At 54.5% G+C, this 25,261-nt stretch carries 17 protein-coding genes; 7 read left to right on the top strand and 10 right to left on the bottom strand.

What is annotated here, in order from left to right:
* Positions 1 to 19: 19 nt before the first annotated feature.
* From Enr10x_RS05435 to fae, 8 genes are all read right to left on the bottom strand, one after another.
* Positions 20 to 1,198 carry a DUF1501 domain-containing protein gene (locus Enr10x_RS05435; RefSeq protein WP_145104746.1) on the bottom strand — a complete coding sequence of 393 codons (1,179 nt, stop codon included), beginning with the start codon at positions 1,196 to 1,198 and terminating at the stop codon, positions 20 to 22.
* A gap of 139 nt (positions 1,199 to 1,337) precedes the next feature.
* Positions 1,338 to 2,318, bottom strand: a complete 981-nt coding sequence (locus Enr10x_RS05430) for a beta-ribofuranosylaminobenzene 5'-phosphate synthase family protein (protein ID WP_145448375.1) — start codon at positions 2,316 to 2,318, stop codon at positions 1,338 to 1,340.
* Between the two features lie 44 nt (positions 2,319 to 2,362).
* A complete protein-coding gene (locus Enr10x_RS05425; protein WP_145116155.1) occupies positions 2,363 to 2,938 on the bottom strand; it encodes a DUF447 domain-containing protein in 576 nt (191 codons plus the stop codon).
* Between the two features lie 147 nt (positions 2,939 to 3,085).
* Positions 3,086 to 5,770, bottom strand: coding sequence for a BamA/OMP85 family outer membrane protein (locus Enr10x_RS05420; RefSeq protein ID WP_232093242.1), 2,685 nt, complete (start codon positions 5,768 to 5,770; stop codon positions 3,086 to 3,088).
* Positions 5,771 to 6,176: 406 nt separating this feature from the next.
* Entirely contained in the window at positions 6,177 to 6,791 is a 615-nt protein-coding gene (locus Enr10x_RS05415; RefSeq protein WP_145448373.1) for a hypothetical protein, read from the bottom strand.
* Positions 6,788 to 7,381, bottom strand: coding sequence for an RNA polymerase sigma factor (locus Enr10x_RS05410; protein ID WP_145104738.1), 594 nt, complete (start codon positions 7,379 to 7,381; stop codon positions 6,788 to 6,790). The genes Enr10x_RS05415 and Enr10x_RS05410 overlap by 4 nt, the downstream gene beginning before the upstream one ends.
* 124 nt (positions 7,382 to 7,505) lie before the next feature.
* Positions 7,506 to 8,369, bottom strand: a complete 864-nt coding sequence (locus Enr10x_RS05405; protein WP_145104736.1) for an NADP-dependent methylenetetrahydromethanopterin/methylenetetrahydrofolate dehydrogenase — start codon at positions 8,367 to 8,369, stop codon at positions 7,506 to 7,508.
* A 111-nt stretch (positions 8,370 to 8,480) separates the two neighbouring features.
* Positions 8,481 to 8,978, bottom strand: a complete 498-nt coding sequence (fae, locus tag Enr10x_RS05400; RefSeq protein ID WP_145104734.1) for a formaldehyde-activating enzyme — start codon at positions 8,976 to 8,978, stop codon at positions 8,481 to 8,483.
* A 243-nt stretch (positions 8,979 to 9,221) separates the two neighbouring features.
* On the opposite strand from fae, the gene Enr10x_RS05395 reads away from it, so the two are divergent.
* Positions 9,222 to 10,565 (top strand): ATP-grasp domain-containing protein, encoded by a 1,344-nt coding sequence (locus tag Enr10x_RS05395; RefSeq protein ID WP_145448372.1) that lies wholly within the window; start codon positions 9,222 to 9,224, stop codon positions 10,563 to 10,565.
* A 199-nt stretch (positions 10,566 to 10,764) separates the two neighbouring features.
* Complete coding sequence (locus Enr10x_RS05390; RefSeq protein ID WP_145104725.1) at positions 10,765 to 12,117, top strand: enolase C-terminal domain-like protein; 1,353 nt, start codon at positions 10,765 to 10,767, stop codon at positions 12,115 to 12,117.
* A 24-nt stretch (positions 12,118 to 12,141) separates the two neighbouring features.
* On the opposite strand, the gene Enr10x_RS05385 is transcribed toward Enr10x_RS05390, so the two are convergent.
* Positions 12,142 to 12,837 (bottom strand): site-2 protease family protein, encoded by a 696-nt coding sequence (locus Enr10x_RS05385; protein ID WP_232093241.1) that lies wholly within the window; start codon positions 12,835 to 12,837, stop codon positions 12,142 to 12,144.
* Between the two features lie 545 nt (positions 12,838 to 13,382).
* On the opposite strand from Enr10x_RS05385, the gene Enr10x_RS05380 reads away from it, so the two are divergent.
* Positions 13,383 to 14,675 carry a reverse transcriptase family protein gene (locus Enr10x_RS05380; RefSeq protein ID WP_145448370.1) on the top strand — a complete coding sequence of 431 codons (1,293 nt, stop codon included), beginning with the start codon at positions 13,383 to 13,385 and terminating at the stop codon, positions 14,673 to 14,675.
* A gap of 234 nt (positions 14,676 to 14,909) precedes the next feature.
* Complete coding sequence (locus Enr10x_RS05375) at positions 14,910 to 15,635, top strand: DNA topoisomerase I (protein WP_232093240.1); 726 nt, start codon at positions 14,910 to 14,912, stop codon at positions 15,633 to 15,635.
* 5 nt (positions 15,636 to 15,640) lie between these two features.
* Here the strand turns inward: Enr10x_RS05375 and topA are convergent, their stop codons facing one another.
* Complete coding sequence (gene topA, locus Enr10x_RS05370) at positions 15,641 to 18,361, bottom strand: type I DNA topoisomerase (RefSeq protein ID WP_197997490.1); 2,721 nt, start codon at positions 18,359 to 18,361, stop codon at positions 15,641 to 15,643.
* A 432-nt stretch (positions 18,362 to 18,793) separates the two neighbouring features.
* On the opposite strand from topA, the gene Enr10x_RS05365 reads away from it, so the two are divergent.
* From Enr10x_RS05365 to Enr10x_RS05355, 3 genes are all read left to right on the top strand, one after another.
* Positions 18,794 to 21,328, top strand: a complete 2,535-nt coding sequence (locus tag Enr10x_RS05365) for a SurA N-terminal domain-containing protein (RefSeq protein WP_145448369.1) — start codon at positions 18,794 to 18,796, stop codon at positions 21,326 to 21,328.
* Positions 21,329 to 21,736: 408 nt separating this feature from the next.
* A complete protein-coding gene (locus Enr10x_RS05360; RefSeq protein ID WP_145448368.1) occupies positions 21,737 to 22,504 on the top strand; it encodes an ABC transporter ATP-binding protein in 768 nt (255 codons plus the stop codon).
* A 59-nt stretch (positions 22,505 to 22,563) separates the two neighbouring features.
* On the top strand, positions 22,564 to 25,212 hold the full coding sequence (locus tag Enr10x_RS05355; RefSeq protein WP_145448367.1) for a Gldg family protein: 2,649 nt from the start codon (positions 22,564 to 22,566) through the stop codon (positions 25,210 to 25,212).
* Positions 25,213 to 25,261 lie beyond the last annotated feature (49 nt).

Raw genomic sequence — 25,261 nt, 5'->3', positions numbered from 1 at the left:
CAATCAACAGATTTGCAGATCAGCCCTGGAATAATTCTGCAATCGGAGCGGCATCGACCAGACTGATCTGCTGATCGTCCTGACGTGCCAGACAGCTCTGCGGGTTAAGTCCCAGATGCTGATAGATACTTGCCGTCAGTTCGGCAGCATGCACGGGACGTTCGACAGGACTGCTGGCCCGGGAGTCACTGGCACCAATCACCTGTCCGCCCGGTGTGGCACCACCGGCGACGAGTGCTGACCAGACATGCGGCCAGTGATCGCGTCCCCCTGAGGTATTGATTTGCGGAGTGCGACCAAACTCACCGGTGGCGACAACAAGAGTATCGTCAAGCAGTCCGCGGGATGCGAGATCGTCCAGCAGCGTCGACAGGGCTTTATCAAATGCGGGACCGAGAGAATCACGGTATTCGTAGACTTTCCCAGCTGTGCCTGCACCGGTGCCGTGACAGTCCCAAGTCAGCTGCTCATGCAGGTCGTCAAACAGATTGACAACCACACACCGCGTGCCCCGTTCGACCAGTTGACGTGACTGCAGCAGCAGTTTGCCGAAGCGATGCTTACCGTACTGCTGTTGAATGGCCGGAGATTCGCCGGCAATTTCGATTTCATATTCGGTCGAAGCCGACTTGGCACCGATGGTCGTCGCGGGAGCATAGTCTTCGCCGAGGAAGGTGGGCTGCTGACCGCGGTAAGTATTCACTCCCAGGGAGTTCACCAGGCGGGGCAATACCACGAACGGTGGTGCGTCTCCGCGCGGTCCCCACTGACGGGCAACGACGGAACCGAAACAGGGATAATTCAGCGAGGCCCGTGAAACGCGTCCGGTCTGAATTAACTGATGACCGGTTTCATGAATCGGGGCGGCATCGTGGTAGAGTGAACGAATCAGTGAGAACTGTCCGGTGCGCTGGGCCAGCTGTGGAAAGGCCTCGCTGAGCATCAGGCCAGGCACGGTGGTGGAGATCGCTTTCAGCGGCCCCCGGATTTCGGAAGGAGCCTCGGGTTTGGGGTCAAACGTTTCCAGCTGGCTGGCGCCGCCGGTCATCATGATCAGAATGCAGTTTTTCTCTGAACGATCACTGTGTGATGCTGCAAGAGCGGCACGCTCGGCCATGGAGAGACCGACAAAGCTCAAACTGCCCACCCGCAGAAAATCCCGCCGGGAAACTTCCGATTGTTTTTGCCTGGAGTTCATACGTCTTTCACTCTATTGAATACAGTCTATTATGTATCGTCAGTGGGTGGAGGTATTATACCAGCCCTCGTCTATAGTCGAAGAAATCCTCTCGGAGAATTCAACCTGTTTCTCAAACTTCGCCGCCAAAATGGAAAGTTCAAGCCGATTCCAAATGTTCGATGGCAGCCCCCCGGTTCAGTGGTTTGACGATCCGCGTCAAACAGTCCTCTCCGTAACCTGCTTGCTGTACAAGACTTGAGACTTCCTGCGCTGCCACGTTTCCTGGGCAGACGACCGACAGTGTGGGTCCCCACGATGTTTGAGCGATGCCCTCAACTCCTTGTGAGCTCAGTAGTTGCTCCAGTTCCCTCATCCGGGGATGTGCCAGTACGCCCCCCTGGGCAGGTTGGAAGAATTCGCCGACAGTATGTCCGAATTCGGTCAGGCCGGTCGCAAACTCCCTGAAATTCTGTTCCAGTACGGCAGGTGCCAGCTGCATCAGGGCCAGGCGACAGAGCTTTTCTGTCAACTCTACCGGCATCGGTCCCAGGCGCTGGATGGCATCGGCTTCGACGGCACCGGAGATGCCAGCCTCGTCTTGAGGTGTGATCAACAGAATCCGCCACTCTGCTGGAAAGGGAGCCTGAAAGACCAGGGGGCTGATGGCTGAAGATTCCTGTTTGCCCGCTTCAATGAGAAAACCTCCGGAGGCGAAGCCGTGAACGCCCAGCGCCGAGCGTGCACCCCGTTCTACGTGGTGTGCCAGTTCGACCGACGAGAGCTCTGATTCTCCAGCCAGCGCAGCAACACCGCGTGCCAGCGCCAGACTGAGCTGTGTCCCGGAACCGAAACCGCAATGCTGGGGAATTTCAGATTGCAGCGTGATCTCAAAACAGTGATCCTGAACTGTTTCCGAATGATTACGAAGTGCATTGAGTGCGGTGCGGATTTTTTCACAACTGCCTGCATTGCCTGTGATACAATCCTGTCCGGTCGTAGCAGGTTTGATTGAAAGTACCAGCCGGGGTTCCTCAATCATCAGGCCCAGGCCACCAAATTCACGGCCCGTACGGGGCGCAAGTGAAAGCAGTCCCCAATGCAGGCGGCTTCCAGTGGTGAGAATCACTTCCGATGACATGACGAATCTGATTTCTGGGCTGGTGTGAGACAGGTGCAAACGGTTTACGATTTCAATTCAGCATACGCTCTGGCCACGTATTCTTCCAGTAAACGGAAGGCCTCTGTTTCTGCGGAGCCGGCTGTTTTTCGTACGATCTCTGCCAGTGCTTCGTACTGCCGGGATAACTCCTGCTGTGGGATCAGATGTGTCCGCGTGGCCAAAATAGCGGCTTCCAGCACCGCATGCTTCGCGCGGTTCAGACCAAAGTAGTCACGGATGCGGCCCTGATGCACGACCCGCGCCTGCATGACGGTCCGCATGTCTGATTCATCGATCGATTCGATCTGGAATTCATACCAGCGACAGGCGGATTGCAGCACGGCTCCCTCGATTTGTTCTGCGGGGAAAGTATCCGGTAGTTCTTCCACTTGACCAATGGCGGCTTTGGCCAGGAGCAGAACATCGTCGACGACATGAAAGACGCCGCAACGGGTCTGTTTGAGATTCTGGAAAGTCCGTGATGTCTGGAAGGGACGCAGCACCAGGTGTGTCATTTCGGGATCGACGAGGGGCCCCATCGGCGCGAGGTTATACTCGCCCTCCTGATTTCGACTGGTGACCATGCCTTCCAGAATCATTTCCACTACCTTCCCCTGGGACCTGAAATTACTTAACAGGCTTCTATCATAGTCCAGAACCAGCCTGAGGGGAAACCAGTGGCTGCAGGAAACCGTGCGCAGCTCTGCTGCGATTGCATTGTCACACCAGTGTGGTGAGGGGAGAATCTAGCGAGTGAATCCGACGTAGAAGCTGAAGACCTGTGTCTGGTCGAAAGATTCTTTGGCCAGCGGCACAGAGAAGTCCAGTGCGACGGGTACTGGACCCATAGCGGGAACAGTCAGTCGCAGACCGGCACCGACAGAGACACGGAACTGATCCAGAGAGACATCTTCATCCACGGTACCGAAGTCACTGAAGAAGACCATCTGAATCATTTCGTCAGCGGTAATCGGCATCATGTACTGGGCACTACCCAGCAAGCTCCAGCGACCACCGATGGCGATGCCATTTTCGCGAGGAGTTACACCACGGAATCTGAAACCGCGGAAGGTCTGGAAACCACCGGCATAGTATCGTTCGAAGACCGGGGTATCGGTGTCAGTCCAACCCAGTTGAGCACTCAAAGAGAGGATGTGACGTCCGCCACCATCGGGCCGCTTGTACAAGGTGAAGTACTGGCTGCCGTTCGCTTCCAGGCGGCTGTAGGTATATTCGCCGACAGCCTGTTCAGCGGCCCATTCCAGCAGGTGCCCTTCGGCGGGCAGGAAGGCAGCGTCACGTGTGTCATGATTCAGCGAGATACGAAATGTGTTCAACATATTGTCGCCCACGGAAGCCTGCACAATTGCCGGGGTGGGAGAACGGGGATTGTAAAGTTTCACGCTTTCCAGACGGTACTGTGTGTTAACTGACCATTCCTGAGTCAGCTGACGTCCCAGCGAGAAACGGCCGCCGACACGTTGTTCGTTCCAGTCGGTATAGTAACGTGTGAAGTAGAAACCGCTGACCCCGAGGCTGAAGTTGGTATCCAGGAAATAGGGATCGGTCCAATTGACCAGATAGCGGCTGACCTGGTTACCGGGTACCGCTTCGGCACGGAACCGCTGTCCGCCACCGCGCCAGGCAGTTCCATCCAGAATGTCTTCCATGCTGCGCGGCGGTCTGAGAATATCAAAGTTTTCTTCCTGCAGGACGATCGAACCGACCACACCGGCGTTACTGTTCACACCAACGCCGAACATCAGTCGGCCGGTACGACTCTCGGAGGCGTAGACGTCGAGGTCCACCCAGCCAGGCTGCTGCTGGGGAAACTCTGTGCCCATCGGATCGCCGAGAGGGCTTTGACCAAACAGCGGGTTCAATGGCTCAGGGATGCCGTTATCGTAGTTCTGACCGCGGAAGATTTGCCCGGTCCGTTGAGGTTGAGGTGATTCATAAGAAACGGGCTCGGTCTTGAGTCCTTTAAACAGATCCTGATTCCGTTGTGGTGGAGTCTGGCGATAGGTTTTATTCCGATAGCGGAGATTCGGGTGACGTAATTTCTGAGTTGGCTGCTCATCCGCATTCTGTCCCCGCAGAACATCGTTTTCACGACTGGCCAGCATTTCCTTGTTGGGATCGACGCGTGTCACATTGATCCGCGGTCCGTCCTGGGGGCCTTTCATGAAAACCTGATTTCCTTCGATGCGGCGTTTACTTTTGGCAATCAGCCTCTGATTGGCCAGGTCGCCGGGGGCGACCATCATCGGATTCAGCAGGACTGAGCTTTTGGTGCGCGGATTATCGCCGGAAATATGAGCGGTAATTTTGCGGATGCGGTAGGGTTTATCTTCATTGATGCTGTAAACCAGGTCCACCTCGCCGGGGGTTTCCAGAAAACGGGGCTGCGGAGTCACTTTGGCAAACAGGTGCCCCAGTTCGCCGTAGCGGGTGGTCAGCTTATCGACATCTTTCGCCAGCGTACGGCTGTTGAAGTATTCGCCGGCGACCAGGTTGATATCCTCGCGAATCTCGTCTTCAGAAAAGAGGCGATTCCCTTCAATCATGATATCGCGAATTTTGTAACGTTTGCCTTCGTTGATCGTATATTCGATCTGTACGCGGGACTTATCGTTGTTGTAGCCGACCTTTTCTTCGATCTTGACGTCGAAGAATCCGAGGCCGTTGTAATACTGTTTGAGAGAGAGCAGATCGTCCTGAATGGTAGCTGGATCGAATTTCCCCCCCAGGAAGCTGATTCCCAGAGGTGCTTTCTTGGTCTGCAGTTTGGTTTTCAGAACTCCATCACTGACAAACTTGTTGCCGCGGAATTTGATTTTGGAAACAACGACCTTGGGACCTTCTTTAATCTCAAAGATGACCTGGCGATCTCCAGGGTCTCCGCCTTTGAGAAGTTTGACTTCGGCAAAGCGGTAGCCCCGTTCGACGTAGAGCTGCTTGATGCGGTTAACGGATTCCTGGTTGGCGGCGATATCAAAGGGAGAGCCCACCTTCAGGCCGGTGGTGGCCTCCAGGCGTTTGAGTTTGATTTTTTTGTAACCGCGAAATTCGACCTTTTCCACGATCGGTCGTTCTTTGACTTTATAAACGAGCACCAGTCCCTGTTCCGTCTTACGGTACACGGGGACAACACTGGAAAACCAGCGGGTGGCAAACAGCAGGCGGACATCTTCGAGTACCATGTCACGTGTGGCGGGGCGGCCACGTTGGATTTTTGTCTTCTGCAGAATCGCAAGGGCGGGAATAGACTCATTGCCTTCCACGCGGACATCAAAGATCGGCTCTTTCAGATTGATGGAACGCTTTTCTGCTTCCTGCGCGCAAACCGATTCAATCAGCGGAACGAATCCGTTGATGCAGTCTCCTAAGATAATAATCTGTACCAGGATCAGGCTTAGCGCCCATCGCAATGCGTTGCCGCATCTGGTGTCAGACGAGACACCTCTTATCATGTCAAATCCAATTGTAACTATTGCGAGAAAAGATATGAGGTTCACATTCTTGTGACAGGTCGGAATTCACTTTTTCATTGGCCCTGTGAATCAGGGAGGATATGAGAAAAGGGAGTGTAGGACAGGAAAGTTACCCTCTGTATTAAAGTGGGTTGCGTAGAAATAACGGAAATCGAAAACAGCCGCAAGACGAGTTTTTCTACGTCATTCAGATTTGCCGGGTTCGTAGCGAAAAAAATTGCACGACTGCCGGTCACCGGTGTAAGAATTACAAAGTAGAAGGGATAAACCACTGCGCACAGGGTGTTTTAACTGCTGAAACAGGAAACTGGATAAACTGGCAAACCCGAGTCGGACTCAGAGCTTAGTCGGCGGAAGACTGCAGGTGGCAGGCGACGCAGGAGAGTACCACGCTGTTGACAGCGGCTTTCGAGCTGCGTTCTGTTTTCTGAGGTGTCGTGGTGTTCTGGTCCCGCTGGGCGATCCAGAGACAGGGTTGCTGTCCTGACGGACTGGCAGCTCCGATCGGAAGTGGAGTCTCAGGAACTTCCATCGAAAAGCCCCACCCCAGGGCGAGTCCGACCAACAGGATCAAGGCGGCCTGCAGCAATCGCTTGCGCTGAACCGGGACCGGTGAAGATAGCGTTGCCGGTTTGCTGATCCCGGCCTCGGCACTCAGGCGGGTTGCCGTCTGTTCAGCAATCCGAACCGCTTCCGGGGAAAGGAAGGGCTTGCCTCCCTGCGCGTATCCTGAAGACGGCTGCGGATCGGACTCGTTTGTGAAATGGGCATCAAATAACGCCAGTTCCTCGTCGGAAAGCGCAATCTCATCTGACAGTTGCTGAAAGGATGTCAGTGCGGGCGCAAGCGTTTCCTGCATCTGCCGACAACGGGGACACATCTGCAGATGCCACTGCAGTTCGTCACAGTTGTGGTCCGTGGGATGGGTAATCAATTCAAACGCTTCGTCACAGTTCATGAGCCTTCTCCTTCTGAAGGTGTTCCTTCAGAAAAACGCTGAGCCAGTTGAAGCAATCCATTTTTCACACGTATTTTTGCCGCTGAAAGACTGCATTCCATCGTCAGGGCGATTTCAGTAAATTTCAGACCACCAAAAAAACGGAGGCGAAGTGCATCGGCCTGGACTTCCGGCAGTTCAGCCAGATAGGCAACCAGCAACTCAAACTGTTCCGTTCTTAAGGCCGTCTGCAGTGGTGTTTCGCTGGAACTGGGTTCCGGAACCCTTGTCTCATCGCTGTTCCCCAGTGACGAATGGACCACTTCACGGGGCTGCTTCATCTCCCGCTTGTAGTGTCGCCGGCAGAGGTTCAGGAAAATGGTCCAGAGCCAGGTTGAAAATGCGAACGCAGGGTTATAGGTCTCCCGGGCTGCATACGCGGCCAGAAAGGCTTCCTGCACCAGATCTTCTGCAGCACAGCGTTTCCCGTATTTACTCCAGGCAAACCGTAACAGGCGCGAACGATAGCGCAACACGAGCTCATCGAACAGGAGATATTCTCCTGCACAGACGCGCTTCATAATGGCTACATCATCCAGTTTCTGATTCATGGGAATTCGGGTTACCAGCTTAAGGCTGCAGAAAAAACCTACCGAAATACACGTTCGATTTTAGCGGTAACAGTTCATCAGATGCAACCGGAACTATCGAGACATCACCATAAACGGCGTTGTTTCAAGATTGCAGATCAACGCCGATCTGATAGATCTCTTCGGTATCAAGGACGAGATCGTTCGCTTCGAACAGCTTACGGATTGCGGCTTTATGAATTTTCATTTTGGTTCCGCCAACCCCGATGGCACCGTAACAGAGTTTTCCGTCCCGTTCGGTGGCCTTGTCCATCACATCGACGTCTTCGATGCCGGCGGGGGGAACCGCATTCAGATCGATGACGACTTTCAGTGCTTTGAGGGGTTTCCAGCAGGCAGCCGGGATGAGCTTCACGCCCGCGGCACCGGCGGCGATGATCAGGCTGGTATCCTGGTTGGCTGCCTCGAGCTGTTTATGATCTTTGAGCGAAAGCGGCTGAACTTTCGCATCTTCGACGAGAGCGGAAATCGCGTCGCAGGCTGCCTGGGCCCGTTCTTCCGAGCGGGAGGCGATGACCACCGAAGCCCCCCTGCGGGCGAGTAATTGTGCGGCCCGCAAACCTACCGGACCGGTGCCGCCCAGGATCAGGGCTTTGGTTTCCGCAAAATCCAGATGTTTGCCCGCGGCGAGCACTGCTGCCGCTGCGGTGGTGTTGGAGCCATTGGAATCCATCATGACCGAGACCCGCACCGGGCCAAAGAATGTTTCCTGAACTTTCCGCAGCAGGTTCTCTCCCGAGTGCACATCGCTGCCGCCGATAAACAGGGCCGTGTTCTTGAGGTCTGCGGGACCGCGGGTAAACATGGCCCCATGCACGAGCGATTCCACATTGACGGGGGTCACTTCGTGATAGCTCATCAGTTCATCGACACCGGCATCAACGGCGACAACACGATCGAAAGAACTGGCATGCTGGCTGGTATCCAGTTGAATCAGTATTTTTTTCATGAGAGTTCTGCAACCTGATCAAATCGAAAACTGCGAAACGGACAAATGGAAAAACCCCTGTTCAATGCGAACAGGGGTCTGAATTCGATCTTTCCACCTCAAGCGGAATGATCAGCCGGCATAGAAGGGGTGAGAAGCTTCACTCTTCTTGGCGATCATTTCATCTGCAGAAGGCTCATTCTTCATAGCACGAGCAATGGCTTCCTTGGTGGCTTCGTAGTTGTAATCGAAGATCTTTTTGTCGTCATCGGCTTCCCAGTGAATGAAAACGCCACAAACGATGACCAGGTCTTCGCACTGATCTTTAGGAATGACGCCCGCTTCAACGCTGTCTGCAACAGCTTTGGCAACGGCGTATTGAGCAGGACCAAACATCTGGACGGCCTGTTTGGCGCCTTTGATGGTTACTTTGGTTACCATCACGGTAGCGGGCTTAACTGCCAGGTTGGGTGTCAATACAGCCAGCAGATTGCTGTGACCCATTTTCTGGCTGGACAGGGCGTTTGCAAAGGCAGCCCCGACAGGACCATTTTTGTCACCAATCAACAGATCGATATGAGCAACTTCATTACCTTCACCGACAAGTGACTCACCGACAAACATAGACATTCTTCGTTCTCCATTTCATATGAGGTTCGCTTCGATATGCTTATAAGCACAGTTTGAAAACGGATCACGAATACCGCAGTCCTGAACGGACGGCGAAACAAACTGCGAAAGTCAGGTTCGCCTTGGATCATTCGTAGCCTGTATCAAGTAATAACAATTTGAGAACCGGATTGCCAGTAAACCGCTGGTATTCAGTCTAAATCCTCATAAAATTATCATGTCTTTCACACCGATCCTGATTTCATGAATACCAGACTCACACAGACACAATCTGAATCCCCTGACCTGCTGATTGTGGGTGCCAGTACCCGCGCTGCAGCAGCCTCTGCGCGACGCGCCGGTTACCGTCCGCTCTGTGTCGACCAGTATGGCGACCAGGACCTGCATGCCCTCGCGGCTGTCATCCCCCGGACCTCTGAACCCGACGGATGGCTGCGCGTGCTCGCAGCTTACAGTTCACTGGAGTGGATCTACACTGGCGGAATGGAGAACCAGCGCGAACTCATTTCTCAGATCAGCGAACGGCATCGCCTGCGGGGCTGTGGTCCGGACTCTCTGCAGCGCGTGCGTGATCCATTTTTTGTGGAACAGCTCATCAGCGGGCATCCGATCTGCATGGCCCCCTGCCTGCCCATTGATGCACATCCCGCCGATCCTGAGAACTGGCTCTGCAAGCCGCTCCGCAGTGCTGCCGGCCTGGGAATTCGATTGCTGAACTCCCCACAACCAGACTCACAAGACGCTCAAGGCTGCTATCTGCAACGGTATCAACCGGGGCAGCCGCTGTCGGCACTGTTCATCGCGTTTCCAGAAGCAGTCGTGCTTGTCGGGCTGGCACTCCAGTTCTGCGGGAATCCGGTTCTGGGAGCGCGCGGATTTCAATATTGTGGCGGCGTCACCATCTCGCCGGTCACCGACCGATTGCGATCCACGCTGGAAGACCTGGGAACCACCCTCGCTCAAGGGTGCGGGATCCAGGGGTTGTTTGGCTGTGACCTGATCTGGCATTCCTCGGAGCGAGATCGGCTCTGGCTGACCGAAGTCAATCCTCGGTACACAGCACTGACGGAACTGTTCGAGCTGCAATACCGGTTGCCTCTGCTCGCCTGGCACCTGGGTGCCTGCCGTTCTTTTCATGGCGACCCCACCAGATATGGCTCGCCGGCAGAGTTACAGAATCAACTTGTGGAGTCAATCAAACAGTCCTTTCCGCAGATCGCGAAAGGCATTCTGTATGCCCGCCAGGATCGATGTGCTCCCGACATCCCTTTACCGGAGATGCAGAGAGACCTGTTCGCAGTCCCCGAAAGTGCCGATCTTCCCTATCCCGGCACTTCAATTCCCGGGGGCACCCCCTTTTGCTCCGTGTATGGTACAGGCAGGAACCAGCGTGAAAGCCTGAAAGTCCTCTCAGACAGGCTGCGGACTTACCAGATGCTGCTGGCACCGGAGGGAGTCCCGGAACGAGCGGCGGCCGATCTGCTTACCAGTCTGCTGGACTCTACGGAACAGGAAAATCACTTTTTTTCCTGTTTTTTTTCCAGCGAGGCGGAAGGCAATTCGTTTCTTGAAGAATCTCCGCATTGACTATAAAATCGAACACAGTCCCGTTGCGTGATCACGACTGCGTTTGGCAAGAGCCTTCGGGCCGGGTATAGTCGATACTGGAGAGTCTGGTTTTCTCCGAAACGACTCCAGAATCAGCGTTCAAACAGACGACATAATAATTCACAGATGATCGACCTTTCCGGTTCATCAATCAACATGAAGGAATAATTCAGGACCGATGGCCAAGTCAACAGACATCAAAATTGTTGAGGCAAAATTTTCAACGGAAGAAGTTCCCTTTCGCACCCCACTGAAGTTTGGTGGTCGGGTGATGGACAGCAGCGTGCTGCTGAACGTGGAGGTCATCGTTGAAACCCGTTCCGGCAAACAGGGGATAGGCATCGGCAGCATGCCGGCAGGCAATATCTGGGCCTGGCCGTCCTCGGTAGTCAGCCCTGAGGATTCCCTGAAAGCGATGATCGAGTTTCTGGAAGAAGCGGTGGAAATCGCCAATATCTGTCCGGAAATCGCGCATCCCATCGACCTGATGTATCATATTTCGGCTGAATATCATTTCATGGCCAAGAAGCTTTCGAAGCGACTGGGCCTGGAAGAAGAGATTCCGGAGCTGGCTCAACTGGTCGCTTCCAGTCCGCTGGACGCGGCGATTCACGACGGGTTCGGTCGGGCGAATCACATCAACAGCTACAACGGGCTGTCTGAAGAATTTATGAACCACGACCTGACCGAGTACCTCGACGATCAGTTCGCAGGCGAATACCTGGATCAATATACGCTCCGCGCCCCTAAGCCGACCCTGCCTCTGTACCACCTGGTAGGTGCCCTGGACCCGATTACCGAAGCCGATATCTCCGAACGGATCAACGACGGTCTGCCGGAAACTCTGGCTGAGTGGATCAAAGCCGACGGTCTGACGCATCTCAAAATCAAACTCTCGGGTGACAACCTGGACTGGGATATCAGCCGCGTGGTGGCCGTCGAAAACGAAGCGGCAAAAGCCCAGGCGGAACGGGGCCAGGATACGTGGTGCTATTCGCTGGACTTCAATGAAAAGTGCGAGAACGTGGATTACGTGCTGGACTTTCTGAACAAGGTGCGTGAGCAGTCTCCGGCTGCTTTTGACCGTGTGCAGTACATCGAACAGCCCACCAACCGCGATCTGAAAGCGAACCCCGATAATAAAATGCATGAAGCAGCGAAGATCAAGCCGGTCGTGATCGACGAATCGCTGGTGGACTACGAATCGCTGCTTTTAAGCCGCGATCTGGGGTATTCCGGTGTGGCCCTCAAAGCGTGCAAGGGACAGACCGAGTCTCTGTTCCTGGGTGCCGCAGCTCAGAAGTTCGACATGTTCCTCTGCGTACAGGACCTGACCTGCTGTGGTTATTCCTTCCTGCACTCGGCGAGTCTGGCGGCCCGCATTCCGACCGTCGCTGCCATCGAAGGGAACGGTCGCCAGTATTGCCCGGGCCCGAACAAAAAATGGACCCGCTCCTACCCCGGCATGTTCAAAATCACCGATGGTACCGTGAAAACCGGTGAACTAAACGGAGACGGTCTGGGCTTCTAATGCGGACACGACTCCGTCATCGCCTTACCAGGCCCGGTTGCGCTGCTGGTACGACTGGAAGTTGAAGAAGGCAAACAGCGCGAACATGATGCCCGCATAACGCTGGTGGTGCATGAAAAAGTAAGCGGCCAGCCCGCCAGCGACGACCATGGAAATCTGCATCGCCAGGATATCGCCCCGATAACGCTTGACGGACTTGCAGATGTCATCACAAATATGGCCCCCATCCAGGGGGAGAACCGGCGCCAGGTTGATCAGCCCCCAGTAGAGGTTGATGAACATCAGGTCGTTAAAGGCAATGATGATGTATTGCCTTGCTTCCAGGCTCAGACCATTCCAGAGGCCGTGGCGGAACGAAAAAAAATCGAACAGCCAGACCGTCCCATACAAGACGAAACCGGCCATGGGACCAGCGGCTGAAATGATGATTGAGCGTTGCGTGGTCAGCCCGGAATAAGGCTGGTAGATGGCCAGTCCGCCGAAATGGTACAGGACGATTTCCGGAGGCCAGCCGAAGTGTTTTGCCATAATGGCATGCCCCAGTTCATGAACCAGAATGGAAACGAACACACAGGCCATCCAGACCAGGGTAAATTTCAGATTCTCCGGATACCAGCCCATGAAGGCGGCCACGGCCCAGAACAGAGGATGCACGCGCACCGGGATTCCGAAGAGCGAAAATCGTAAATCAAATTCGGTGGGAGCGACATTTCCCAGCATCAGTTTCACTTTCTATAGTTCTATTGGATTCCGGAACGGAAAATTTCGATCCGGTTGAAAGACAGCATATCGCATGGTCAACAGAAATGCACTCCTGCATCCTTCCCGACCAGCCGGGGCACTGTAGTCGGGTGCTGAAATCAGGGCAATTGCAGTTTCCAGGGAGCTAAATCAGGTCATTTTAATGTATCCATCGCGGTTCGAGCAGTTTACGGTACAGATTTCCCGCAGGAAAATCAGGGGGGAATGCGAATTCAAGCGACTTAACATTGACGCATCTCACGAAAAGGATACGATTTGCAGTCGGATGGGCAGTGGGTCGCACAAGCTCTGACTCTGATTGAATCCTGACCGATTTCTCAGAGCACTGCGGGGATACCCCGCGGGAGAAGAATTGACCAGACTACGACAGGTGAAGTGTCGCAACGAAAGACCATTTTCGTTGCAACACTTCGCCACAGGAATGGTTGTGCGGCCCGCTGGCCATTTTTTGCGCTGACCCGCTTCTGATCCGCATTGCATTGTACTGACTGCAGGTTGTTTGAATGGGCTTATTTGATTTTATTCGCCAGCTCTTCGGTTCTCCTCCGGACCGATCTGGTCAGGCACCGCCCTCCAGCCCCGCCCCCGAACAAGAGACTTACCGGCAAGAGAGTGACCGGCCACCTCAACCGCGTCGTAAAGTCCGTCTGCATCCACTGCGGTATCCCAAACGCCAGAAGCAGACCAAGCTCACGATTGAAGAAGTCCCCACCCCGCCTTACGAACTGGCCCGCTATGGCGCGATGACCGGACATTATTTCGATATGACCCAGGATGGTGATTCGGCCCTGCTGAGTCACCATCAGCTGCCTCAGTTCTGCACGCCACTGGAACTGGCGCAGTGGCTGGAAATTCCGCTGGGAAAACTCGCCTGGCTGACACACCGCTACAATTACAGCGACGGCCCGGAAGATGTGAACGAGGCCCACTACAGCTATCACTGGCTGCCGAAACGGAACGGCTTCCGACTCATCGAAGCGCCGCGTCCCTTTCTGAAAATGGCTCAGAATCAGATCCAGCAGGAAATTCTCAGCCAGATCCCGATGCATCATTCGGCTCATGGATTTGTCACCGGCCATTCTCCCGTGACCAATGCCCGCCCGCATGCCGGGAAACGTGTGGTGGTGAAATTCGATCTGGAAAACTTTTACTCGAGTGTGAAATTCTCACGGGTGGTGGCAATCTTCCGCACTCTCGGTTACTGCCGGGAGGCGGCACTCTGGCTGGCCCGCCTGACGACTTCGTCCATCCCCGCCAACCTGCCCTTTCCGGATGGCACACTGCGACCGCTACTCCCTTATCTCCCGCGGCATCTGCCTCAAGGAGCGCCCACTTCTCCGGCACTGGCGAACCTGTCCGCGTATTCGCTGGACGTGCGGCTCTCGGGTCTGGCACGTTCCTTCGGAGCCGACTATACCCGTTATGCAGACGACCTGACCTTCTCCGGCCCAGAATCATTTCTGCGATCGCTGCGCGTGTTTATTCCGCTGGTCCAGCAGATCATCAGTTCGGAACGTTTTCAGGTGAACCAGGAGAAACGGCGTGTGATCAGAAACAATCAGCGGCAGACCGTCACCGGTGTGGTCGTGAATGAGCACACCAATATTTCCCGCAAAGAGTTTGACCGCCTGAAAGCAATTCTCACAAACTGCATCCGCCGGGGCCCGGAGACGCAAAATCGGGACCAGCATCCGGATTTTGCCAGTCACCTGCGGGGGAAAATCGCTTACATTCAGCAACTCAACCCGAATCGTGGCCAGAGGTTACTGCAACTCTACTCACAGATTCGCTGGTAATCTCGAAGCTTGAATCTGCCTTGTTTCCCTGTCGCGTTTTGCGACATAATAGAGCCCCGGTCTCTACTGCCAGCCCGGTTTTCCGAGGCCTTTTTTGATCCCCGCTGACATGAAATCCGTTTCATCCAGCAGGGAAACCAACTCGCGCTGATACCCTAAGACCAGAATGGAACTGTTGTGGGTGGATTGTTAAACATCCTGATCAATAGCATCAGACCTTACCTCAGGAGCCTGTTGAAACCGGTCACACGCTTCCTGGTGGGGCTGATTGCAATTCCGATTTTCCACCTGTTCATGAACAAGGTGGTGCGGGTTCAGGATATTGACGAAGAGCTCGAAAAAGACCTGGAGCAATGGTTTCGCGGCTCACTGCTGCTGCTGGTGGCCACCAAAAATATGGAAGCGGCACTGTTCTCCTGGTTGCCAGGCGTGCAGCCGGAAGAAAGCGCCAACCCCGTGCTGATGGGTTTTCGGATCATGCTCGTCATTGGCGTGATTGAAGTGATGCCCGACCAGGAACTTTTCTCCATTATCCACCCGGGTCCGCCCAAACTGAAGCTGTCACGGGAATACGGTATCTGGCGGGAGCTGAAAGAAAAATGGCGAGCCATTTTAAAAGGGTTTCTCTGCCAGCATGTCAACCGTTCGTCGCCAGTGTTTGCGATCCTGTCTGCGATTGCCATCGATACCGTGGGCTGGGTCTGCTACGGCATGGCGATCATCCAGTATCTGATTATTGGACTGGTGACCTCGCGCGATCGGGCACTCGATGTGCTCTCTGAATTTGATCGCCAGGTCAACCAGCGACGACGGGAACTGATCGAAGAATTTGACCTGGATGAATCCGAGGTGCAAGCAGCCGATCGGAAGAAATGCGCGGAGGAACTGGATATGAAGCCGCCGCCTGCTGCTGATACCGAAACGGATCAGTCGACCGATCAATCGAAGGCGTCCGCCTGAGCGGTTTACTCAGCGTCCTCTTTTTTCTCAGCGGCTTTCTTCTTCGTTGTTTTTTTGGCCGCTTTCTTTTTCGTCGTCTTCTTTTTCGCTGCAGCCTTCTTTTTGGTGGTCTTTTTGGCCGCTGATTTTTTGGTGGAGGTTTTCTTTTTAGCAGCCTTTTTCTTCGCCGCAGTTTTCTTAGTGCCCTTCTTGGCTGCCTTGGCTTCGAGCCATTCGACCGCCTGCTCCAGCGTTACATTTTCGACTTCGTAGCCTTTCGGAATGGTCGCATTGATTTTGCCATGCTTTACGTAAGGCCCATAGCGCCCGTCGTAGATGGCGACGAGTTCTTCGTCTTCCGGATGTTTACCCAGTTCGCGAATCGGCGTTGGTGCACTGCGCCTTCGGGCCTGCTTGAGCAGTTCGACTGCGCGCTCCAGGCCGATAGTCAGCACGTCGTCGTCTTTGGTCAACGACTTGTAAACCTTGTCGTGCAGCACGTAGGGACCGAAGCGGCCGATACCCGCGTTGACTTTCTTGCCCGTCTCGGGATGCTCACCCAGAAAGCGGGGCAGGCTCAGATATTTGAGCGCGGTTTCAAAGTCGACCGTATCCGGGTCGACGGTTTTCGGAATGCCGACGCGTTTCGGCTTCGGCCCGTCTTCGACGACATCCCCCAGTTGCAGGTACGGTCCGAACGGACCGTGCAGTTTGTAAATCGGTGTGTTTTCTTCGGGGTGCATCCCCAGCGCCTTGGGGCCTTCACTCTTCTGGCGAATCAGTTTCTGTGCCAGATCGTTGGTCAGATCAGCAGGAGCGATGTTATCTGGAATCGAAGCGGAAACGGGTTCTTCTTCGTTCTCATCGGTCACGTAAGGACCATAACGCCCCACGCGAACCGCTGACTCGATCCCTTCCAGATTGAGCGTGCAGATTTCGCGGGCGTCGATGGTCTCTTCCTTGGATTTGACCTGTTCGTCCAGCCCTTCTTCACCCCGATAGAAGTGATTCAGATAAGGCAGACGATCCCCTTCGCCGACCGCGATGTCATCCAGTTCCTGTTCCATGGCAGCGGTGAACTGCAGATCGACCAGGTTCGGGAAGAATTTTTCCAACAGTCGTGTAACCGCCAGGGCGGTGAAGGTGGGGACCAGCTGACTGCCTGATTTCTTAACGTAGCCCCGGTCCTGAATGGTGCCAATGATGGAGGCGTACGTACTCGGACGGCCCACCCCTTCGCTTTCCAGCTTGCGAACGATCGTGGCTTCCGTGTACCGCGCGGGGGGCTTGGTTTCGTGCTTGAGTGGTTCGACTTCGCTGGGATCCAGTTTCTGATTCTCTTCCAGCGGTGGCAGCATGGATTCGGAATCGTCGAGCGCGGCTTCCGGATCATCGACCCCTTCGACATAGGCGCGGAAGAAACCGGGAAATTCGACATGGCGGCCCGTGGCCCGGAATTCGGCATCGTCGGCTGTGATCGTAACCGTCTGGAAGCGGAGGCGTGCTTCTTCCATCTGGGTGGCCATCGTCCGTTTCCAGATCATGCCGTATAGTTTGGCCTGTTGCCCTTTGAGTCCCAGTTCCTCGGCGGTTTTCATCAGCTTACCAGCGGGACGAATCGCTTCGTGTGCTTCCTGTGCCCCTTTGGAGCTGGTTTCGAAGCGGCGAATGTCGGCACTGAGATAATCTTTACCGTACAGATCTTCGATCCGCTGGCGGGATCCGGTAATCGCTTCATTGGACAGGTTCACACTGTCGGTACGCATGTAAGTAATATGACCGTCTTCGTAGAGCCGCTGGGCCACCTGCATGGTTTCCCGGGCCGACATGTTCAGCTTGCGGTTGCCTTCCTGCTGCAGCGTACTGGTCGTGAACGGTGCGGGAGGCTTGCGCGACTGCAGACGCTGTTCGACCGAGGTGACGGTCCAGTCCGATTTTTTGACGCGTTCCAGCAGTTCGTCGGTCTGCTGTTCATTGAGCAGCAGGACGTCCGCGCCTTCTTTCAGTTTCCCCGTGGATTCGTCGAAGTCTTTACCGCTGGCAACTTTTTTGCCCCCGACGGTCATCAGCATGGATTCGAATTCGGCCCCTGCTTCGGTTTTGAGGAGCGCCTTCAAGTCCCAGTAGGTACCACTTTTAAAGGCCAGTCGTTCCAGTTCCCGCTGGACCAGGACCCGGACGGCAACAGACTGCACGCGACCGGCTGACAGACCCCGGGCGACTTTTTTCCACAACAGGGGGCTCAGTGTAAACCCATACAGACGGTCGAGGACCCGCCGGGTCTCCTGGGCAGAGACGAGGTTCAGATCCAGATCGCGGGGATTTTCGATGGCTTCTTTGATGGCCTCTTCGGTAATTTCGGAGAAAACCATGCGTTTTACGGGCACTTTCGGCTTGAGCAGCTCGGTGAGATGCCAGCCGATGCTTTCCCCTTCGCGGTCTTCGTCGGTCGCGAGAATCAGCTCTTCAGCGTCCTTGAGGGCGTCTTTGAGCTCTTTGACGGTCTTTTTCTTCTCTTTCGGGACCAGATAATAGGGTTCGAATTCCGATTCGACATTCACCCCCAGGGTGGCCCATTTATGTTTTTTCTTGAATTCGGAAGGAACATCAGAGGCTTTCGCGGGCAGATCGCGCACGTGGCCCATGCTGGCCAGTACCTTATAATCACTGCCTAAATAGCTTCCGATCTTCTTGGCCTTGGCAGGTGATTCCACGATCACCAGTGCTTTCAGCTTTTTCTTTGCCACCGGATCTGTCCTTCCTGGGAAACCGACGTCAACCTTGCCACCAGAGTTCTCCTGGCTACAATACGCGGCTCAACGTACTTCTGATAGAGACAACATTGAATCGCTGTCTTTGGATCCATTTGATCATTTCATCCGGCAATCCATAACCGCGATAAAAGTCCCTGTCAAGCCTGTAATTATTTTTTCACACCGGTTCGACTCCCCGAAAGTGGCCCTTTTCGACATAAGAACAGGCGGGAAACCGCAGGATTCTTTCAGAGAAGACTTTCACGAATTGCCGGAATAAATTACAACACATGGATTAAACGGAAAACTCTTTTCCAACCGGGAGATAGGAATCATGGCGGCCTGGCCGCTGGATCCCTGTTCCTTCCGGAAACAGACGACAGGAAATCGATTTCGTTCGACTTGCAGACTCAAGAAGGAAACAGCATGGCCTCGCCACTGGAATTGTTTCGTAAAAATCAAAAAGTATTAATGGTTCCCCTGACCATTCTGGCGATGTTCGCCTTTATCATCCTGGGCCAGATGAATGTGAATCAGGCACCGCCGATTCTGGGCATGCTGTTTGTCGGCGCGCTGTTCTGGTTCCTTGGAAAAGATCGCGGCAAGGGGAAAGAGTTCGCCGCTGTCGGCGTTGTCATCGGTTTCATTGTCGGTTACATGAACATGCCCCAGATGGGTGCCGCCAATGTCGTGACCTCGTCAGCAGGTGAGATCGATCAGCAGCAGTTCCAGGAAATGCTCAATAACCGGCGGATCGCGAATCAGTTCGTGGCCCAGTCCTATTTTGCTTCACTCACAGAAGAAGAACAGCAGAGAGCACGGGTTCCCCAGGGTGCCCTGTTCGGATTTCCGTTTGTTGAGAGTTCCGAAGATGACATGATTCTGGAATTCCTGCTCCGCAAAGAGGCGGACAAGATGCAACTGGTGGTCTCCGATGATGCGATCTCCAATTATATCTCCCGGTACACCAACAATAAGCTGAGCCGGGACGCATTCCAGGAAGTCTGCCAGAAAATGGGAGTCACCCAGGGCCAGATTTACGAAATTCTGCGGAATCAGTTAAAAGCCCGACTCGCGTTCCAGCTTAAGAGCCCTGAAGTCTCGTTGACGCCGGACCAGTACTGGAATTTCTATAAGAAGTTCAACGTCCGTGAAGAGCTGGAAGTGGCCGCCCTGCCTGTGAAGGACTTTGAAGGTCAGATTCCCGAACCGACGGATGCCGAGAAACAGGCGTTTTACGAAAACTACAAGTCCGTCTTCCCCAATCAGAAAGGTCCGGGTTCTCCCGGCCTGCTGCAGCCTCCCAAAGTCAGGGTCGAGTACCTGCTCGCTGATTACGAAGAGACGGAAAAACTGGTTCCCCCTGTGAAACCGGAAGAAATTAAAGCGTTTTACGAAGAGAACAAGGAAACGCTCTACAAGAATAATCCGATCCCCAACGATCCCCTGTTGAATCTCCCGGGAGCCCCCACCGCCCCGCAGGGAGACCAGCCGATCGAAGCCCCCAAGCCTGCTGCCAGCGAGAAAACACCGGCTGCTCCTAAAGAGTCCGCAGCCCCGAAAGCGGACAAGCCAGAGCCCCCGGCACCGAAGGCGGACAGCAAACCCAAACCGGAAGCAACACCCAAAGAGAAAGAGAAAACGGAATCCAAGGACAAAACGAGTGCCCTCGATTCCGATCAAACCACCTTTGTCGCCCTGCTGGATGAAAAGCAGCCGGCTAAAAAAGAACCCGCAAAGAAAGAACCGGCCAAGACAGAGCCCGCCAAAAATCCGGCTGACGCTCCCAAACCCCAGCCGGAAACGAAATCAGAGACAAAACCAGAAACGAAACCGGCAGCCAAGCCTGCTGAGTCTCAGCCGGAAAGTGCCACCACGGCACCTCCGCCACTGGAACCGTATCGTCCCCTCAACGACGAGCTGAAAAGCGAAATTCGCGACCAGCTGCTCCGGGAACGAACGCTGGCGTTGATGAAGGAAAAGATTAATGCAGCCGCCACCTTCATGAATGACCTGAGCTACGCGATCAACACTCCCGATACTGCGGAAACACCTCCCACACCGAAAGAGGTCACTGAGCAGCTCAAAAAATACGCTGCGAAACATCACCTGGTGTATAACATCACTCCCCTGATGACGGCTCAGGAACTTTCGGAGTCCGAAAAGTATCCGCTGGGCACGGCGCGCGAACCGACCCTGAATGAATTTACGGCACAGCCGCGAACCGTACTCGAGCAATTGTTCGGCACTCCGATCGACCAGCTTTACACCACCTTTGAGGCGGAAGATTCCTTCTCCAGTGCTTTGATTTCATACTGGAAAATCGATCACACAGACACGATGGTTCCCAAATTCGATGATCCTGAAATTCAGAAAGAGATCGTCGCGCAGATCAAAACGGAAAAAGCCCGTCCCCTGGCTCAGAAACGGGCAGAAGAACTGCAGGCCCTGGTCACCAAAGCGGGTGACAAAGAAATGCAGGAAGCCCTGAAAGGCCAGACGATTACCGGCAAGAAAGAGGGAACCGAGCTGTTGACGCAGACCACCGAATCCTTCAGCTGGCTGCGGACTTCGACCGCTGGTGCCAGCAATCCGTTCTCATTTCCGCGGCCGGAACTGTCAACGATCTCTGCCATCGATGGAGCCGGCAACGACTTCATGGAACAGGTCTTCGACAACCTGCAGGACGGAGGTGTGGGCGTGGCCCTGAACGCCGACAAGTCGGTTGCTTATGTCGTGAAAGTCCTGAACCGGATTCCTTCGACACCGGGCGGCCAGACTGCCATGTATCAGGAATTCCTGAAAACGGACCTGTTCTTCTTCTTCTCGCCATACCTGCCGATGGCACAGCAGGAGCAGGTGCAGACCATCCAGGCCTGGGGCAAAGATCTGCAGGCGAAGTACAATGTCCAGAAACACTTCGAACAAATGGATCAGGCCGTAGAAGTGGTTCAGGAATAATCCTGAAAAAATCTACAGACAGAAATCGGTTGTATCGGCTGACGGTACAACCGATTTTTTTGTACTTAAACACACCGGGCTGAATTTCGTAAAACCTGCCTAAACAGGCTGGACATCAGAAAAAGAGGCGTTTATTTCTATAAGGAGACCGCCGGATCTCACTCCGTTTTCCCGGCCAAGATCCACAGTGCCGATCACAGCGAGTCATCCACGAAGATCCAGGTAACTCAAAACGTACTCTCCACCTACGTTGTATTTTCAATAGTGACCAGTTAAAAATGGACAAATCTTCCAGCTGTCTGTCATTTTCGACCGTACCAATATGTGCAGCGGTCCGGCAGACTAGCCGGTAACAGAAATTCATACTGTTGAATCAACCACGAGATAATCATCGGGAGAATTATTCTAATGTCGGAACAGGTTCAGCAAGCTCCTGCCGGGTCAGCGACGGGCACGGCTTCCGAGAGCATGATCGAGGCCATTGGACTAAGCAAGTTTTATGGTCAGTTCGCTGCCACCCGCAACGTGACTTTTTCCGTCCCCCGCGGTCAGGTGGCCGCCTTTCTGGGCCCCAACGGTGCGGGCAAGTCGACGACGATGAAACTGCTGACGGGCTTTCTTTCTCCCAGTGAAGGCCAGGCGCGTGTCGGCGGTTATGATGTCAGCACCCAACGGATCGAAGCCAGTCAGAAACTGGGCTACCTGCCTGAAAACGGGCCCCTGTATGAAGAAATGACGCCGCTGGGCTTTCTGAAATACGCAGGGGGTGTGCGGGGCATGTCCAGCGCCGAACTCAGCAACCGGCTGGAGTTTGTCATGGAAAAATGCGATCTGAGCAGCGTGTGGAAGAAGCCGATCCGCAAACTGTCGCGCGGTTTCCGGCAGCGGGTGGGCATGGCCCAGGCGCTGCTGCACGATCCGGACATTCTGATTCTGGACGAACCGACCAGCGGACTGGACCCGAACCAGAACCAGTCCGTCCGCGACCTGATTCGCAGCCTGGGCAAAACGAAAACGATTCTGCTTTCGACCCATATTCTGCAGGAAGTCAAAGCCGTCTGCAGCCGCGTGATCCTGATCAACCAGGGATCGATTGTGTTTGATGGCCCGGTCGATGAACTGGGCAACAGTCAGGAAGAGATGGAAGACTGCTTCCATAAACTGACACACGCATAAATTCTCTTTTACCGACCAATTTCGTTCTATCATAAAGCTGACGTAAGGACCCTTCTGTTATGTTGCGGAACAACGTTGTATTGGCCGTCTTCAAGCGAAACGTACAGAGTTACTTTTCCGGAGTGCTCGGTTATCTGTTTATTGTCGTCTTCGTGGTCGCCGGTGCCTTCGCTGCCTTCAACCAGCAGTTCTTCGCCAACAACCAGGCCAACCTGGACCAGTTGAGCCTGTGGTATCCCCTGCTGCTGCTGTTCATCATCCCGGCCATCACGATGGGCGTCTGGGCAGATGAGAAAAAAATGGGGACCGACGAACTGCTGTTTACCCTGCCCGCCTCGGACCTGGAAATCCTGCTGGGGAAATTCCTGGCGGTTCTGGCCGTCTACACGATTGCCCTGCTGTTCTCGCTGACGCACATTTTCGTCCTGTACAGCATCGGCAATCCGGATCTGGGCCTGATGTTTACCACTTACTTCGGATACTGGCTGGCCGGTGCTTCTCTGCTGGCTGCGGGTATGTTCGCTTCCGCGCTGACCAGCAGCACTACGGTCGCGTTTGTGCTGGGAACCGTGATCTGCGCGGTCCCGATCTTCATCGGACAGGTTGCCCCTTCCAGCGATCTGATCCAGAGCCTGAGCCTCGTGCAGCAATTCCAGGACTTCAGCACCGGCGTCCTGCCGCTGGCATCGATTCTGTATTTCATCTCGCTGGCAATCATGATGCTGTACCTCAACCGGGTCCTCATCACCCGCAGACACTGGAGTTCCCAGGAACAGAACACCATGGGCCTGCAGTACCTGGTACGGACGATCTCCCTGGCAGTGATACTGATCAGCGTGAATGCGATTGTCTCATATGGCAGCAGCAGCATCGATATGACCAGTGAGAAGGTTTACAGCCTGTCACGAACGACGAAAGACCTGATCGCGAAAATTGACGATAAGAACCCCGTCACCATTGAAGCCTTTATCAGCCCGGAAGTCTCGCGGGAATACGTCCCGATCCGCAAACGGCTGATCGGCCTGCTGCGCGAATACGACCAGATGGGCGGCAAACGCCTGCAGGTACGGTTCGTAGACGTTGAGCCTTTCAGCAAGGAAGAAGAGGAAGCCCGGCTGCTGAATATTACACCCGAACGGGTACAGACCGAACGGGGCGGACGGGCTTACGTGGAAACCATTTTCATGGGTGCAGTTGTGAAGAGTGCCACCGATGAAGTTGTGATTCCGTTCTTCAATGTGGGGACCCCTGTCGAATACGAATTGACCCGCTCGATCCGCACGGTCTCTAAGGATGACCGGCTGACGGTTGGGATTCTAAATACCGATGCCCGCATTTTTGGTGGTCTGGATATGAGTATGGGGGGCAATCAGCCCCCGTGGCTGATTGTCAGCGAACTCAAGAAACAATACCGCGTGGAGCAGGTTTCGCCGGACTCCCCAATCAGCGATACCGACTATGACGTGCTGCTGGCGGTACTGCCTTCCTCTCTGACCGAACCCCAGTTGAAGAACCTGGTGGATTACGTCAAGAAAGGGAAACCGACGCTGATCTGCGACGACCCGATGCCGGTCTTCGGCGGGGGTCGTGGACTGCAGATGGCCCCACGGATGCCAAAGCCGAGTCCGGGAGGCATGATGGGGATGCGTCAACCGCCGCCCACTCCCAAAGCCTATGATGGTCGACTGACGCCACTGCTGCGTCTGCTGGAAATCGACTGGGACAACGGGGAGGTTGTCTTCGACTTCTTCAACCCGCATCCCGAGTTTGCCGAAGTGGTGCGTCCGGAGTTAATCTTCATCAGCCCCAAGAGCGGGACCCCCAGTGCATTCAGCCTGGACAGTAATATTACCAGCGGCCTGCAGGAAATACTGACCTTCTTCCCGGGGAGTATCCGCCCCTGGAAAAAAGAAGAGCGCGATCTCAAATTCGAGCCGCTGCTGAAAACCGGCCCCAACTCCGGTGTGCTGGCGTGGGATGAGATCACCAGCCCGTTTTTCAACTCAGTCCGTATTGTGCAGGATCCCATTCGCAAGATTGACAAATACGCGCAGGTACTGGCAGCGCATATCACGTCGACCCCGAAATCGAAAGTGAAAGACCTGAATGTGATCTTTGTCGCTGATGCCGACCTGATCTCGGATGAACTGTTCAACATCCGCGAGCGCCAGGCATTCGGGCTGAAGATTGACAACGTCACCTTCCTGCTGAACTGTGTCGACCAGCTGGCCGGAGACGACTCTTATATTTCACTTCGCAAACGCCGCCAGAAACACCGGACTCTGACCCTGGTCGAACGCGAAACTTCAGTCTTCATCAAAGAGCGGAATGCCGAACGGGAAAAGGCCAACGAAGACGCCGACGCCAAACTGCAGGAAGCCCGCGATCGCCTCAAGGAGCAGCGGGAGAAGATTGAAAAAGATCCTTCCATGGACAGCAGGGAAAAGCAGATCCGGTTAAGAATGGCGGAAGAAAACGAAAGCCGTCGACTGGAAGTAGACGAAGCCAAGATCGAACGGGAAAAGCAGCGGCAGGTCGAAAAGATCAAGGCCCAGACCGAGCGGCAGATCCGGGAAATCGAGAACCGGATTCGCTGGTATGCGATTCTGGTGCCCCCCTTCCCGGCCATTCTGCTGGGAATCTGCTTCCTGTTTTTCAGGTTGAAGAACGAAAACCAGAATATCTCTCCGGACCGGAGACTGAAATAAACGCAGCCCCCGCGGCCTGTTTAAATCCAAATTTGAACCACTGTTTTTA

It is taken from the genome of Gimesia panareensis (assembly GCF_007748155.1).
GTDB classification, from domain to species: Bacteria; Planctomycetota; Planctomycetia; order Planctomycetales; family Planctomycetaceae; genus Gimesia; species Gimesia panareensis.
This window is presented reverse-complemented; position numbering and strand designations above follow the sequence as displayed.

What these genes read in the sequence shown, in the direction of transcription:
- Enr10x_RS05435 (WP_145104746.1), bottom strand. Translation starts at nt 1,198, where the DNA reads ATGAACTCCAGGCAAAAACAATCGGAAGTTTCCCGGCGGGATTTTCTG.
- Enr10x_RS05430 (WP_145448375.1), bottom strand. Translation starts at nt 2,318, where the DNA reads ATGTCATCGGAAGTGATTCTCACCACTGGAAGCCGCCTGCATTGGGGA.
- Enr10x_RS05425 (WP_145116155.1), bottom strand. Translation starts at nt 2,938, where the DNA reads ATGATTCTGGAAGGCATGGTCACCAGTCGAAATCAGGAGGGCGAGTAT.
- Enr10x_RS05415 (WP_145448373.1), bottom strand. Translation starts at nt 6,791, where the DNA reads ATGAACTGTGACGAAGCGTTTGAATTGATTACCCATCCCACGGACCAC.
- Enr10x_RS05410 (WP_145104738.1), bottom strand. Translation starts at nt 7,381, where the DNA reads ATGAATCAGAAACTGGATGATGTAGCCATTATGAAGCGCGTCTGTGCA.
- Enr10x_RS05405 (WP_145104736.1), bottom strand. Translation starts at nt 8,369, where the DNA reads ATGAAAAAAATACTGATTCAACTGGATACCAGCCAGCATGCCAGTTCT.
- fae (WP_145104734.1), bottom strand. Translation starts at nt 8,978, where the DNA reads ATGTCTATGTTTGTCGGTGAGTCACTTGTCGGTGAAGGTAATGAAGTT.
- Enr10x_RS05395 (WP_145448372.1), top strand. Translation starts at nt 9,222, where the DNA reads ATGAATACCAGACTCACACAGACACAATCTGAATCCCCTGACCTGCTG.
- Enr10x_RS05390 (WP_145104725.1), top strand. Translation starts at nt 10,765, where the DNA reads ATGGCCAAGTCAACAGACATCAAAATTGTTGAGGCAAAATTTTCAACG.
- Enr10x_RS05385 (WP_232093241.1), bottom strand. Translation starts at nt 12,837, where the DNA reads ATGCTGGGAAATGTCGCTCCCACCGAATTTGATTTACGATTTTCGCTC.
- Enr10x_RS05380 (WP_145448370.1), top strand. Translation starts at nt 13,383, where the DNA reads ATGGGCTTATTTGATTTTATTCGCCAGCTCTTCGGTTCTCCTCCGGAC.
- Enr10x_RS05365 (WP_145448369.1), top strand. Translation starts at nt 18,794, where the DNA reads ATGGCCTCGCCACTGGAATTGTTTCGTAAAAATCAAAAAGTATTAATG.
- Enr10x_RS05360 (WP_145448368.1), top strand. Translation starts at nt 21,737, where the DNA reads ATGTCGGAACAGGTTCAGCAAGCTCCTGCCGGGTCAGCGACGGGCACG.
- Enr10x_RS05355 (WP_145448367.1), top strand. Translation starts at nt 22,564, where the DNA reads ATGTTGCGGAACAACGTTGTATTGGCCGTCTTCAAGCGAAACGTACAG.